We start from the raw sequence: 12,672 nt of genomic DNA on the forward strand, positions 1-12,672 counted from the left end.
TGATCAGCATGTCGTCGCTGCGGCCGGTGATCTTGCCGATGCGACGCATCGTGCGGGCAGTGCCGGGCAGCAGCACGGTGAGGTCGCGCGTGCGGTAGCGGACGATGGGCAGTGCTTCCTTGGTGAGCGACGTGAAGACGAGTTCGCCGGGGGTGCCGTCGGGGAGGACTTCGCCGGTGACCGGGTCGATGATCTCCGGATAGAAATGATCTTCCCAGATGTGCGGGCCGTCCTTGGTTTCGATGCACTCGCAGGCGACACCCGGGCCGACCACTTCGGACAGGCCATAGATGTCGATCGCGTCGATGCCGAGGCGCGTCTCGATCTCGCGGCGCATCTCGTTGGTCCAGGGTTCGGCGCCGAAGACGCCGATTCGCAAGCTGGTCGACGCGGGATCGACGCCTTGCGCCTGCAGCTCGTCGGCGATCGTCAGCATGTAGGACGGCGTCGCCATGATCATCGTCGGCTTGAACTCGCGGATCAGCTGCACCTGCTTCTCGGTGTTGCCGCCGCCCATCGGGACGACTGCCGCGCCGAGTGCCTCGCCTCCGTAGTGGGCGCCGAGCCCGCCGGTGAAGAGGCCGTAGCCGTAGGAGTTGAGGATGATGTCGTCGGCGGTGCCGCCGGCCGCACGCAGCGAGCGCGCCATCACCGAACCCCACATTGCGATGTCGTTCTTCGTGTAGCCGACAACGGTCGGCAGGCCGGTCGTTCCCGAGGACGCATGCACGCGCACGATGTCGCGCATCGGCACCGCGAACATCCCGTAGGGGTAGTTGTCGCGCAGCTCCTTCTTCGTTGTGAAGGGGAAGCGCGAGAGGTCCGAGAGCTGCTTCAGGTCCGACGGTTGAACGCCCGCCGCGTCGAAGGCGGCCCGGTAGTGCGGCACGTTGTCGTAGGCGTGCTGCAGGCTCCATTTGAGGCGTTCGAGCTGCAATGCGGCGAGCTCGTCGCGGCTCGCCTTCTCGATCGGGTCGAGCGTTCCGGGCGCTGCGCCCTTTTCCGTTACCCACTTATCCCTAGCCGACATGTTCGGTCTCCGCCATACGTTTCACGAACTGCATGTTTTCGACGACCTTGCCCTGGATGTGCTCGATCTGCTCCTCGCTCAGGTGGCGGAAGCGGCCCATCACCTTGAGGTATTCCGTCACCGGCAAGGGGTCTTCGACCGACTTTGTAAAGTGCAGGCCGGTCTTCGGCGTGTACTCCCACAGCATCACGAAGTTGGTCTCGACGGCCTTGCGCGCGACTTCCATGTTCAGGTTCGACGGGAAGCGCCAGCCCGTCGTGCAGGGCGAATAGACGTGGAGGTAGGCGAAACCGGTCTTCGAGGCCTCGAGCGCGCGGTCGAGCTTTTCGTAGAGGTCCTCCATGTAGGCCGTGGAGGCCGTCGCAACGTAGGCGCAGCGGTGGTTCATCATGATCAGCGGCAGGTTCTTCGCGTCCTGCGTCTTGCCGCGCGACGATTCGCCCACGGGGGTCGTCGAGGTCCAGGCGCCGTAGGGCGTGCAGCTCGAACGCTGCATGCCGGTGTTCATGTAGCCCTCGTTGTCGATGACCATGAAGAGCATCTGCTCGCCGCGCTCGGCCGCGCCCGAGAGCGACTGGAAGCCGACGTCGGACGCCCCGCCGTCGCCCGCGATCGCGAGTGCCGTGACTTCGCGGCCGACGCGCTTGTATTGGCGCTTGATGCCGGCGAGCATGGCGGCGGTGTTCGTGAGCAGCGGGTGGAAGACGGGGACCTTGGTGCCCGTCGTGCCGTTGAAGCCGACCGAGCCCATGCCCGGCACGCAACCCGGGGGCGTCGCAAGCACCGTGTCGGGACCGACTCGGCGCAGCGTGTGGCGCATCAGGAGTTCCGTGTTGCAGCCCTGACAGCCTGCGAGGCCGGGCGCGAAGAGGTCTTCCCACTGGCCGACTTCGTTGTAGATGTTCGCCGTCGTGATGTACTTCAGTGCTCCCTTGGGGCAGGCCGGCACACAGGCCGGGCTACCGTCGCAGGTGTCGCACTTCGCGACGTGGCCGGTCGCTTCGTCCAGTGCGATGCCGGCATACGAACAGCCGACCGTGCAGAGCAGGCAGTCGACGCATTTCGATGCGTCCCAGCCAATCACACCCGTATCGCCGTCCTTGTTCAGTGCGCCAGCCGGGCAGACAGTCACGCACTTCGGGTCAGCGCACTGGCGGCACAGCGCCAGCTCAAACGCTTTCTCCCTGCCCTGGATCTGGATGCGCGAACGTGCGATGTCGTCCGTGCCGGTCTTGGCCTGCGCGCAGGCTTTCATGCAATCGCCGCAACCGTCGCACTTGGCGGGGTCGAAGGCGATCGTGCTGTATGCGTGTCCCATTGATGGCTCCTTAGCGCCAGGTCTGCGACATGATTTCGCGGCCGACGGCGAGCGGGTTTGCGACGAAACGCTCCCGCAGCGGCGAGAGGTCGATGCGGCGCAGGATCAGCTGCGCCATCACACCGCCGTCGAAGAATTCATTCACGCCGAAGATGCCGGTGAGGCGGCCGTCGCCGTCGAAGATCGCCTTGATGTAACGGCCGGTCTTGTCATCGAAACGCGTGACGACCTCGCCGCCTTCGGGCACCTTGCTCGATCCGACTGAAATCGCGTGGCGGCCGAAGAAGTGGTAGGTGTTGAGCGGCACGCCACCTGCGTAGTCCTTGATGCCGGGGTCGCCCGCCATCGCCATGCCGGCGACACGGCCCTGGATCGTCGCGTCCGGCAGGATGGCGTTCATCACTTTCGTACCGGTGAAGAAGCCTCGCGCCTGCGCGCAGTCACCGGCAGCCCACACGTTCTCGGCGGTGGTCTGCATGCGGTCATCGACGAGGATGCCCTGCTGGTGCTCGACGCCGCTGCCGTTGAGGTAAGCCATGTCGGGCTTCACGCCGGTCGCGACGAGCAGCAGGTCGGCTTCCAGCGTGGAGCCGTTCTCGAGTGTCAGCTTGGCGCCCGCGGGAGACGGCTCCAGGCGCACGACACGACTACCCGTCATGATCTTCGCGCCGGCATCGCGGAAAGCCTGCTCGATCATGTCGGCAGCGACCTTATCGAAATAGCCGGACGTAAGTTGGTCGCTCATCTCCACGATGGTGACGGTCGCACCGGCCTTCACGAGGTTCTCGGCAGCGTGCATACCGACGAGGCCCGCGCCGAGCACGACAGCCTGCTTCGACTCGGCGATCGCGCCGCGCAGCTTGAGCGCGTCGTCCAGCGTGCGCAGCACATGATAGGAGACCGTATCGATGCCGGGGATCGGCGGAATCGCGGGCGAGGCGCCGGTTGCGAGCAGCAGCTTTTCGTAGACGACGCTGGAGCCGTCGGCGAGCTCGGCTGTGTTGCGGTCGGCATGCAACGTCTTCAGCGCCGACTCGGGCCGGTAGCTCACCTTGTTACGGGCGAAGAAGTCTTCGTCGCGCAGGAAGATGCGTGCCGGCGCGGACTTGCCGGACACGACGTAGGGCAACACGGTGGGCGAATACGGCAGATACGAATCGCGCGTGACGACGGTGATCGGCCCTTCCGCGTCGTGCATGCGGATCGCGTTGATCGCCTCCAGCGCCGCGTGGCTGCTGCCGGCGATCAGGTATTTGGTGTGTTCGATGGCTCGGTCCATGCTGGCCTCAATCCTTTTCGTTGAGCCACACGGGCTCGGTCGGGGCGATGGCCCCATTGAGCAGCGCCTCGGTCTCGTCGATCACGCGATGCACATGCGGGATCGTGATGTCCGCACCGGCCAGCCCGCCGATGAAGCTCATCGACGGAATGAAGCGGCCGAGGCGGTACAGCACGCCCAGCGTCTCCTGATACATCGGCCCACAGTTCCAGCGGAAGCCTACCGAGCGGTCGAGCACGCCCAGGGCCTTGACCTTGGCGAGCGCCTTCATCAGCGCTTCGACCGGGAACGGGCTGAAGGTCTTGATCTTGATGAGGCCGACCTTCTTGCCGGCGTCGCGCGCCTCGTCGATGGCATCCTTCGCGGCGCCCGTCATGCTGCCGAGCGTCATGATCGCGAACTCCGCGTCGTCTAGCCGGTACTCCTCGACCAGCGGCGCGAAGCTGCGGCCGATGCGCTTCGCCCAGTCGGCGTGCACTTCCTCGATCACGCGCAGCGCGTTCTGCATACCGCCGCACTGGCCCTTGCGGTAGCGCACGAAGGTCTGCGGGCCCTTGCCGGTGGTGCCGCCCGTCAGCGGATCGACCGCCATCGGACGCAGCGGGTCGAGCGCGACGTGCCAGTTCACGTCCTTCTCGCCCATGAATTCATCGACGTCGGCCTGGTCCGGCATCTCGACGCGCGAGGCGCCGTAGGAGAGGTAGTTGCCGTCGAGACAGACGTTCACCGGGAGCATCACGTCGTGGTGTTCGGCGATCTTGAAGGCCATCACGGTGGTGTCGAGGACCTCCTGCACGTTCTCGCAGTAGACCTGGATCCAGCCCGCCTCGCGCACCGTCATCGCGTCCTGATGGCCGCCCCACACCGACTGCGGCGTGATGCCGTCGCGCGTGACGATGGTCAGCACGATCGGCAGACGCATGCCGGGAGTACGGAAATAGGGCTCGAACATGAAGGCGAGGCCCGGGCCGCAGGTCGCGGTGTAGGTCCGAGCGCCCGCAAGCGCCCCGCCCTGCAGCACGGACAGCACCGAGTGCTCCCCTTCGGCATCGACGATGTCGGCGTCCATGCGGCCGTCGGCGATCAGCTTCGCGAGGTGCTCGACGAGCGAGGACTGCGGCGTGATCGGATACACCGACACCATGTCCGGCCGCGCGAGTGCGACGCCCAGCGCGGCCGCTTCATTGCCTTCGGCGAGGATCACCTTCTGCTTGCGCGGCGCTTCGGCTGCCGCGGCCTTTTCCAGCGTGGCTGTCGTCATTGGGCTTCCCCGATCATCGTGATCGCCCGCTGCGGGCACTCGTTGGCACAGATCCCGCAGCCCTTGCAGGTGTTCAGGTTGAAGTCGAACCACGCGGCGTGCTCCTCGACGCACTGCACCGGGCAGTACAGCCAGCACACCGCGCATTTCACGCACTTGTCGCGATCGACGACCGGCCGCATGCTGCGCCAGTCACCGGGCAGCATCGGGCTGACGACGGTCGCGACCGGACAGAGGTCGTCGGGAACGCCCGCCTGTTCGAGGTTGAACAGCGGATAACTGTGGTGCCGGCTCATGCCGCGACCCTCCTTTCGATCTGGTGCAAGACCACCTCGGCGTAGCCGCGCTCCAGCGCCGTCATGTTCTGCGCGAGACCCGCGTCGCGGAAGTCGGAATCCTCCAGCGCGCGCTTCAGCGAGTCGAGCGACACGACGCCCGTCGTCTTTGCGAAGGCGCCGAGCATCAGCGTGTTCGTGATCGGGCGCTTGAAAATTTCGAGCGCGATCTTCACCGCGTCGAGCAGACCGACGGTGGCGACGCATTCCGGGATAGCCAGCTCGGCGAGCGGGCTGTGCGTCGTCTGCACGAGCGTCCCGCCCGGCTTCATGCCGGCGAAGATATCGACGGACTTGGTCAGCGTCGGGTCGACGCAGACGATGCAGTCCGGGTTGTAGATATTGGTTAGCTGCCGGATCTCGCGGTCGCTCATGCGCAGGAAGGACACCACCGGCGCGCCGCGGCGCTCGAACCCGAAGGACGGGATCGACACCGCGTACTTGCCCTCCTCCACCATCGCCGCGGCGAGAATGCCGGACGCCATCACCGAACCCTGGCCGCCCCGGCCATGGAATCGCACTTCGTACATGTCGTCTCCTCCTGCAGTGCAGGCACGGGACTGCGTGATCCCGCGTTGTTGTCGTAGCGGGGTTCGGATCCCGCCGAAAATGAATGCCGTGGTGCGGCGGGATTACATCCCGCCCTACGCCCCACCCCAACCCGGCTTCACCGCCGGCCCGGACGTGCCGCGCCCACGCACCGGCAGATGCGGCAAGGCAAAGCCCTGGGTGAAGGCGGCCCGCCGGACCAGCGTGTACTTGAACAACCAGCCGCCAGCGACGGCCGCTAGTCCGGCGATCGCCAGCGCCGCACCCGCGAGCGGGGCTCCCAGCACGCCGACCAGCAGCAGAATGGCCGGCAGCAGATTGCCGTACGTCAGGAAGCGCCCGTTGATCGACGACAGCGCGCGCAGACTGCCCTCGGGGGCGCCGTCAGTGCGCAGGCCGGCAAGGTAGTTGCGCCACAGCAGTACGCGGGCAAGGAGCAGCACCAGTACGCCGGTCGCCACCGCGATCTGCCCGGCAACCTGCGGAATCACGAAGGGCGCCGCCACGGCCAGCAGGCTCGCACCCTCCGCGAAACCCGTCGCGGCGATCAGCGGCATGCAACGCGGGTGACGCCAGGCCGGAATTCCCTTGTCGGCAGCGAGGATCCGGGCCTGCGCATACACGAAGCAGGCACCGAAAACGCCGGTCAGCAGCACGAAAAGGCTCTGCCCCGTCGCCAGCGCCAGCACGCCGGAGCCGAACACGAAGGGCGCGACGGCCGCTTCGCGCGTCATCCACGAGGTCGCCAGATGGCGATACACGTTGAGCGCCCGCCACGGCTTGCCGATCTCGAACCACACGCAGGTGAGCCCAGTGCCGATCAGCGCCATGCCCGCGACAAGCAGCGCGCGCACGTCCACGCCCCACAGGCTCGCGAAGGCCGCGAACGCGAGCAGCCCGCCGCCCGCGCCGCCAGCGATGAAATTCGACGCTGCACGCCAGTCCCAGTTGTGCTGCTGGTGCGGCCCGACGCGGTCGCCGGCTCGCATCTTTCTCGATTGCTTGCTCATGTCTGACCCGCTCACGCCTTGTCCCAGATGTAATACACGCCCGGCCCGGTGCCGAGCTCCTCGTGCATGCGGAAAGTCTTGTTCTCGGCGATCAGCCGGCTCACCTTGCTGTTCGGGTCGTCGATATCGCCGAAGGCCATCGCGCCGGAGATGCAGGAATTCACGCAGGCCGGTGTAACCTCGGGATCGCGTCCGGGCACCTGTCCGGTCTTCGCCGCGAGGTCGATGCGGTCGATGCAGAAGGTGCATTTCATCGACACCCCGATGCGTGCCGGGTCGAAGCGCACTTCCTCCGACTTGATCGGCTTGTCGCCGTACGCAAACTTCGCCTCGTGCACGATCGAGCGCGCCTCGTAGGGACAGGCCATCACGCAGTTCGCGCAGCCGATACAGGTGTCGTAGTCGATGGCGACGAGCCCGTCGGGCCGCTTGGTCGTCGCCTTGGTGGGGCAGACCTCCTCGCACGGCGGCTCGTCGCAGTGCATGCAGGCGACCGGCACGAAACTGCGGCGCACGTCGGGGAACTCGCCGGTTTCGAGGTCCAACACGCGTCGCCACTGCACGCCCGGCGGCGTCGCGTTGGCGTTCTTGCAGGCGGCGGTACAGGTCTGGCAGCCCACGCAGCGGCGTAGGTCGATGGCCATCACGTAGCGGGTCATGCTGCACTCCTTTCGACCTTGCGCACGGCGACGCGCACGATGTCCGACCCCGACCCCGTCGCATCCGTCAGTTCCATCGACATCGGCGCGATGGTGTTCAGGCTCGGCATGCCGAAGTCCTTCGCGACGGGGGTGGCCCAGTGGTCGAACTGGCCCAGGATCACCAGCGTGTCGGGTCGCACGCCCTGCGCGAGGACCGCGTCGCCGTAGGTCGCGCCGATGTGCGAGCGCACCTCGATGCGATCTCCATCACTGATGCCCAAGCTCTTCGCCGTCTTCGCGTTCATGATCACGCCGGTGTGACCGCGCACGTTCTGCGCGACCTCGCGCATCAGCGCGATGCTGGCGTTGCCGCCGGTGTGGTACTGCATGCTCTTGGTCGCGAGCAGCCACAGCGGGAAGTCCTCCGGCTTGCCGCCCGCGTTGGCGATCTGCTGCGTCCAGCGGCCCGGCACGTCGTGCCATTCGGGGAGCGCCGCGTATTCGGAGAGCTGCTCGTCCCACCAGTGCATCTTCTGCTCGTGCAGGCGGTTTCCGAGCTCGCGGCCGATGCGCAGCAGACGCTCCTGATACGGCATCTCGTAGCGCAGACCCTGCTGCGCCAGCGTCGGGCTCAGGTACCACTCGGTCTTCGACATCGGCACCGTGTAGAAACCGTGCTGCTTGAACCACTCCAGGTCATGCACCTCGCGCCCTTCGGAGAGGCTCGCGCTCGACGCGCGGCACACGGCGTCCCAGATCTCCTCGACACCGTGCTCGGCTTTCGTATCCAGGCTGTAGTCGTAGTGCTCCGCCTTCAGCGGCGCGCCGCCGCCCGCGCCGCGGTTGAGCGCGTTGTTGTACTGTTCCAGCAGGCCGGTTCGCTTCGCGAGTTGGGTGCTGATCCACGTGAAGTCGCGCGTGTCGCCCTGCGGCTCCACCGCCGGCTGGCGCAGCACCACGCCGCGGTGCTCCCAGAACTGCTCGACGAACTTCGTGCCGCCAACCTTGATCATCTGCAGCGATTCGAGGTCGGTCGCCTCGGGCAGCAGCAGGTCGGCCATCCAGTTCGTCTCGTCCAGCGTGTAGGCGAAGGACACCGTGAAGGGGAACTTCGCGATCTCCTCGACCAGCGTGCGCGTGTCCCAGAACGAGATCGCCGGGTTGGTGCGGTAGATGAACCACACGTCCGGCATCGTCGGCATCGGCAGGTTCCAGTCTTCCGGCACCTCGCGCTGGAACATCCACGCCAGCTGCGTCGGGCCGAGCGCCTGGCTCCACGCCGTGTTGCCGACGATGGGCACCAGCGTGCGGTGGATATTGCGCCCGGTCGGCTTCGCGACCCAGTGTTCCTTGTCCGTCGGGTTGAAGTACTGCGCCATGAAACCGTCTTCGCCGGCCTTCACGCTCAGCAGGCGGTTATCGTGCGGGCGGTTCAGGCGTACGGTCGTGCCGAGCGTGCCGCCCGGATTCTCCAGTGCGCCGACCAGTGTCGCCAGCAGCGTGCGCGCCCAGCAGCATTCGAACGCGCCCCAGCCGTTGTTCACCGACTTGCCGAGCGTCACCGCCACCGGACGCAGCGGCAGCGTCTGGCCGTCGATCTCGATGGTTTCGCCGATGCAGGCGTTTTCCAGATACTCGTTCGCGACACGGCGGATCGTTTCCGCCTGCACGTCGCAGATCGACTGAGCCCACTCCGGCGAGTATTTCTCCATGTGCTCGACGAGTTTGGTGTAAGCGGTCACGCCCTCGGCGACGTCGAACTGCTGGCGCGCGTCGTCCGCGTCGACGCTGACCGCCCCCTCCACGCGGAAACGCCCCGCCACCGCTGGCACCGCGCCTTCGGTGTCGAAAGGCACTGCGCGGCCGCTGCGTTCATCCCACAGGAGCGGCTTGCCGGATTCGGCGTCGCGCAGGTACAGGCCGTCCGGCCCGACCAGATACGGCGACGAGGTCCGGTCGCGCAGGAAGGCCACGTCCAACTTGTCCAGTCCCTGCTCGCACACCAGCACGTGGATCAGCGCGAACATGAAGGCCGGATCGGTCTTCGGGCGGATCGGCACCCACTCGGCCGAACAGGCACCGGTTACCGACAGGTGCGGCTCGACCTGCACGCGCTTGTAGCCGCGCACACGCGCATCGGCGTGGCGCGTGACGGCACAGGGCCCGCCGGAAGCCTCGACGTTCGAGCCGATCGAGATCACGTAGCGCGCCAGCGGCGTGTCGGCCGCGACCGTGAAGCCGCGATGCCAGAATTCCCCGTAGAGGTGCTCCGAATGCACGCACTTCACGCCCTGGCCGGAACCGAAGCTGTAGTCGATCGCGCCCCACGCGGCGAGGAAGGCCGGCAGCGTGCCCATGTACATGCCCGGCGTGCCGCCATGGCCGAAGGTCGCGGCGACGCGCGGCAGGCCGGAGTCGTCGACCAGCCCCTTCGCGCGCACCGAATTCAACTTGCCGGAGACCAGGTCCAGCGCCTCGTCCCACGAGATCGGCACGAAGCCCGGATCCTCGTCGCGCCCCTTCTTCGGGTTGGTGCGCTTCATCGGTTGCAGCACGCGGTGCGGGTTGTAGGTCTTCTGCACCAGACCGTAGGCCTTCACGCACACGCGGCCGCGCGCGGGATGGACGTCTTCCGCGGCGAAGTTCGGTTCGATCTCGGTCGCGACGCCGTCGACGACCTTCACGTTCATGAAATCCGGTCCGGCGACGCAGTTGTAGCAATAGGTCGGGACCTTCCGCACGGACTGCGGATTGGTGCTTGTGGGCATGTCTCCCCCGTTTGCTTTTTAATGGACCCGCTCGGGATGCGAGTAGATGCTGTGACGCTCGCCGCGCGCGAAACCGATCAGCGTCAGCCCGGCTTCCTCAGCCATGCGCACCGCCATGCCGGTCGGCGCGGATACCGCCGCGACCACCGCAATACCCACCGCGGCGGCCTTCTGAACGATTTCGTAGCTCGCGCGGCTCGTCATCAGCACGAAACCGTCGGCAAAGGACATGCGCCGGGTAGCGACCGCACCGATCAGCTTGTCCAGCGCGTTGTGGCGGCCGACGTCCTCGCGCACCAGTTCGACTTTGCCGTCGAAACCACACCAGGCGGCGGCGTGGACCGCGCCGGTCAGATCGAAGAGATGCTGCATCGACTGCAGCTCGGCCTGCGCGCGCAGCAAGGCGCCGGCTTCCAGCACCCCGGCGCCTGCGATGTTCGCGACAGGACGCTTCGCGAGCTGCTCGAGGCTTTCGACGCCACAGATGCCACAACCGGTACGTCCCACCATCGCGCGGCGCCGCTCGCGCAGACAGGCGAAACGGGGGCCGGCGAGCTGCATCTGGACTTCGCACCCTTGGGCGTGCTCGATGACCTCGATGTCGAGGATGTCCCGAACCTCACCTGCGATCCCCTCGCTCAGGCTGAAACCGAGCGCAAAGTCCTCCAGATCCTGCGGCGTCGCCATCATCACCGCGTGCGAGAAACCGTTGTAGACCAGGGCTACCGGCACCTCTTCGGCCACCGTGTCCTCGACGCGAACCGTACCGCCGCCGACCCGACGCTCCACGCCGTACTTGCCGTGTCCATCCGCCATCTTCGAAGCCGCACTGCCGTGCATTGCTCACCTCGCCGACCGGTTTGCCGCGCTCGCCGGAAATCGGCAAGCCAACGACGACGCCATGGACTTAACGATACAAAACAAGCAGTCCATAGTCAATGTTTTTGTATCGCATTTATCAACACTATTTGACTTTCATCAATCTTTGAAAAAGCTTCCTTACACTCCCTCGTAGAACAGAAGACCGGAAGCGTTTCGCAACGCCAGCGACATAGGGTTAGAATCGAAACTCCCAACGACGACGCCGTCCGGCGCCGATCTACCCTTGGTGCCGCCTCAATGAAAAGCCGCTTCCTCGAGCAATGGATCAGCGATTCCCTCGCCGAGCTGCGACCCCGCGCCAATTCGCTGATCATCACGGTCTACGGCGACTTCATCGCCCCGCACGGCGGCACGGTGTGGCTCGGCAGCTTCATCCGGCTCGTCGAACCGCTGGGCCTGAACGAGCGCATGGTGCGCACCAGCGTGTATCGGCTGTCGCAGGACCACTGGCTGGAATCGGAACAGATCGGCCGCAAGAGCTACTACAGCCTCACGGCCTCCGGGCGGCGGCGTTTCGAACACGCCTACCGGCGGATCTACGATGCCCCGCAGGACATCTGGGACGGGCAGTGGCAGCTCGTCGTGCTGCCCTCGACGCTCGGCTCGCCCGAACGCGATGCGCTACGCAAGGAGTTGTCGTGGGCGGGCTACGGCAACGTCGCCCCGGGCGTGATGGGTCACCCGTCGGCCGACACCGCGACCTTGCAGGAAATCCTTCAGGAGACGGGCACGCAGGACAAGGTCGTGCCGATGCGGGCGGCGACGCTGGGCGCGCTATCGACCCAGCCGCTGCAGGATCTCGCCCGCGAATGCTGGAACCTCGAATCGATCGAGGCCGGATACCAGGAATTTTCGGATCATCTGCGGCCGGTCCTGCGCTCGCTGCGCAGCACCCGCAATCTCGATCCCGAACAGTGCTTTCTCGTGCAGACCTTGATGATGCACGAGTTTCGGCGAGCCCTGCTGCATGACCCGCAACTGCCGCCGCAACTGATGCCGCGCGACTGGAGCGGCGCCGCGGCGCGGGCGCTCTGCCAGGACATCTACCGCATCACCTGGCGGCTGTCGCAAGAGCACCTGATGGCGGTCTGCGAGACGCCGGCCGGAGCCCTCCCCGGCGCGGCGCCCTACTTCTACCAGCGCTTCGGCGGCCTGGACACCGAGGCCGCGACGCCGGAAGTGGCTGAAAACTGAGGCTCAGGCCGCCAGCGGCACGATCGCATCCACCGGACAGACGTCCTGGCACTGCGGGCTGTCGTAATGCCCCTTGCACTCGGTGCACTTGGCGGCGTCGATGACGAAGCTCGGATCGCCTTCGGCGATCGCCTCGTTCGGGCATTCGGCGACGCAGACGTCGCAGCTGATACAGTCTTCGTTGATTTGCAGGGCCATTTCGGCTCACTCCTGTCGATTTTTCGGAAACGGAGGGGTTGGAGGGGCTCGATGTTCATCGCACCCGGGCACTGATCGCCGTCACAGTGCGAAATCGGCTTCGAGCTCGGCAACCGCCACACAACCCTTCGGCTCCGGCTGATACGCCGGACGGCTGCCTTTATACAACACCTTGCCGACGTTGAAGCCATCGTCGGTCATCAAACG

Annotated in this window: 12 protein-coding genes; 1 reads left to right on the forward strand and 11 read right to left on the reverse strand. The window is 66.2% G+C overall.

What is annotated here, in order from left to right:
- The 10 genes from VJ673_RS04150 to fdhD form a co-directional block, all read right to left on the reverse strand.
- The coding region (locus tag VJ673_RS04150) for an AMP-binding protein (RefSeq protein ID WP_324124772.1) at nucleotides 1-1,030 on the reverse strand (1,030 nt) is incomplete at its 3' end.
- Entirely contained in the window at nucleotides 1,020-2,348 is a 1,329-nt protein-coding gene (gene padI, locus VJ673_RS04155) for an NADH-dependent phenylglyoxylate dehydrogenase subunit beta (RefSeq protein WP_324124773.1), read from the reverse strand. The genes padI and VJ673_RS04150, both read right to left, overlap by 11 nt.
- 10 nt (nucleotides 2,349-2,358) lie before the next feature.
- On the reverse strand, nucleotides 2,359-3,627 hold the full coding sequence (padH, locus tag VJ673_RS04160) for an NADH-dependent phenylglyoxylate dehydrogenase subunit epsilon (RefSeq protein ID WP_324124774.1): 1,269 nt from the start codon (nucleotides 3,625-3,627) through the stop codon (nucleotides 2,359-2,361).
- 7 nt (nucleotides 3,628-3,634) lie between these two features.
- The gene (gene padG, locus VJ673_RS04165; RefSeq protein ID WP_324124775.1) at nucleotides 3,635-4,888 is read right to left on the reverse strand and encodes an NADH-dependent phenylglyoxylate dehydrogenase subunit alpha; all 1,254 of its coding nucleotides are present in this window, start codon (nucleotides 4,886-4,888) and stop codon (nucleotides 3,635-3,637) included.
- On the reverse strand, nucleotides 4,885-5,184 hold the full coding sequence (padF, locus tag VJ673_RS04170) for an NADH-dependent phenylglyoxylate dehydrogenase subunit delta (protein WP_324124776.1): 300 nt from the start codon (nucleotides 5,182-5,184) through the stop codon (nucleotides 4,885-4,887). Before padF ends, padG begins: the two co-directional genes overlap by 4 nt.
- Nucleotides 5,181-5,753: an NADH-dependent phenylglyoxylate dehydrogenase subunit gamma gene (gene padE, locus VJ673_RS04175; protein ID WP_324124777.1), complete on the reverse strand. Its 573-nt coding sequence runs from the start codon at nucleotides 5,751-5,753 to the stop codon at nucleotides 5,181-5,183. The genes padF and padE overlap by 4 nt, the downstream gene beginning before the upstream one ends.
- A gap of 114 nt (nucleotides 5,754-5,867) precedes the next feature.
- On the reverse strand, nucleotides 5,868-6,782 hold the full coding sequence (locus VJ673_RS04180) for a DmsC/YnfH family molybdoenzyme membrane anchor subunit (protein ID WP_324124778.1): 915 nt from the start codon (nucleotides 6,780-6,782) through the stop codon (nucleotides 5,868-5,870).
- An 11-nt stretch (nucleotides 6,783-6,793) separates the two neighbouring features.
- On the reverse strand, nucleotides 6,794-7,441 hold the full coding sequence (locus VJ673_RS04185; RefSeq protein WP_324124779.1) for a 4Fe-4S dicluster domain-containing protein: 648 nt from the start codon (nucleotides 7,439-7,441) through the stop codon (nucleotides 6,794-6,796).
- Nucleotides 7,438-10,191 carry a molybdopterin-dependent oxidoreductase gene (locus VJ673_RS04190; protein ID WP_324124780.1) on the reverse strand — a complete coding sequence of 918 codons (2,754 nt, stop codon included), beginning with the start codon at nucleotides 10,189-10,191 and terminating at the stop codon, nucleotides 7,438-7,440. The genes VJ673_RS04185 and VJ673_RS04190 overlap by 4 nt, the downstream gene beginning before the upstream one ends.
- Nucleotides 10,192-10,209: 18 nt before the next feature.
- Complete coding sequence (gene fdhD / locus VJ673_RS04195) at nucleotides 10,210-11,031, reverse strand: formate dehydrogenase accessory sulfurtransferase FdhD (protein ID WP_324124781.1); 822 nt, start codon at nucleotides 11,029-11,031, stop codon at nucleotides 10,210-10,212.
- 279 nt (nucleotides 11,032-11,310) lie between these two features.
- Here fdhD and paaX point away from each other — a divergent pair, with 279 nt between their 5' ends.
- Nucleotides 11,311-12,267, forward strand: a complete 957-nt coding sequence (paaX, locus tag VJ673_RS04200; RefSeq protein WP_324124782.1) for a phenylacetic acid degradation operon negative regulatory protein PaaX — start codon at nucleotides 11,311-11,313, stop codon at nucleotides 12,265-12,267.
- Nucleotides 12,268-12,270: 3 nt separating this feature from the next.
- Here paaX and VJ673_RS04205 read toward each other — a convergent pair whose 3' ends face one another.
- Entirely contained in the window at nucleotides 12,271-12,465 is a 195-nt protein-coding gene (locus VJ673_RS04205; RefSeq protein ID WP_324124783.1) for a YfhL family 4Fe-4S dicluster ferredoxin, read from the reverse strand.
- Between the last annotated feature and the right edge of the window lie 207 nt (nucleotides 12,466-12,672).

Origin of the sequence: Aromatoleum sp. (genome assembly GCF_035254505.1) — a bacterium.
In the GTDB taxonomy this organism is placed as follows: domain Bacteria; phylum Pseudomonadota; class Gammaproteobacteria; order Burkholderiales; family Rhodocyclaceae; genus Aromatoleum.

Excerpts from the sequence above, each read along its gene's own strand:
- padI (WP_324124773.1), bottom strand. The coding sequence starts at position 2,348 with ATGGGACACGCATACAGCACGATCGCCTTCGACCCCGCCAAGTGCGAC.
- padH (WP_324124774.1), bottom strand. The coding sequence starts at position 3,627 with ATGGACCGAGCCATCGAACACACCAAATACCTGATCGCCGGCAGCAGC.
- padG (WP_324124775.1), bottom strand. The coding sequence starts at position 4,888 with ATGACGACAGCCACGCTGGAAAAGGCCGCGGCAGCCGAAGCGCCGCGC.
- padF (WP_324124776.1), bottom strand. The coding sequence starts at position 5,184 with ATGAGCCGGCACCACAGTTATCCGCTGTTCAACCTCGAACAGGCGGGC.
- padE (WP_324124777.1), bottom strand. The coding sequence starts at position 5,753 with ATGTACGAAGTGCGATTCCATGGCCGGGGCGGCCAGGGTTCGGTGATG.
- VJ673_RS04180 (WP_324124778.1), bottom strand. The coding sequence starts at position 6,782 with ATGAGCAAGCAATCGAGAAAGATGCGAGCCGGCGACCGCGTCGGGCCG.
- VJ673_RS04185 (WP_324124779.1), bottom strand. The coding sequence starts at position 7,441 with ATGACCCGCTACGTGATGGCCATCGACCTACGCCGCTGCGTGGGCTGC.
- VJ673_RS04190 (WP_324124780.1), bottom strand. The coding sequence starts at position 10,191 with ATGCCCACAAGCACCAATCCGCAGTCCGTGCGGAAGGTCCCGACCTAT.
- fdhD (WP_324124781.1), bottom strand. The coding sequence starts at position 11,031 with ATGCACGGCAGTGCGGCTTCGAAGATGGCGGATGGACACGGCAAGTAC.
- paaX (WP_324124782.1), top strand. The coding sequence starts at position 11,311 with ATGAAAAGCCGCTTCCTCGAGCAATGGATCAGCGATTCCCTCGCCGAG.
- VJ673_RS04205 (WP_324124783.1), bottom strand. The coding sequence starts at position 12,465 with ATGGCCCTGCAAATCAACGAAGACTGTATCAGCTGCGACGTCTGCGTC.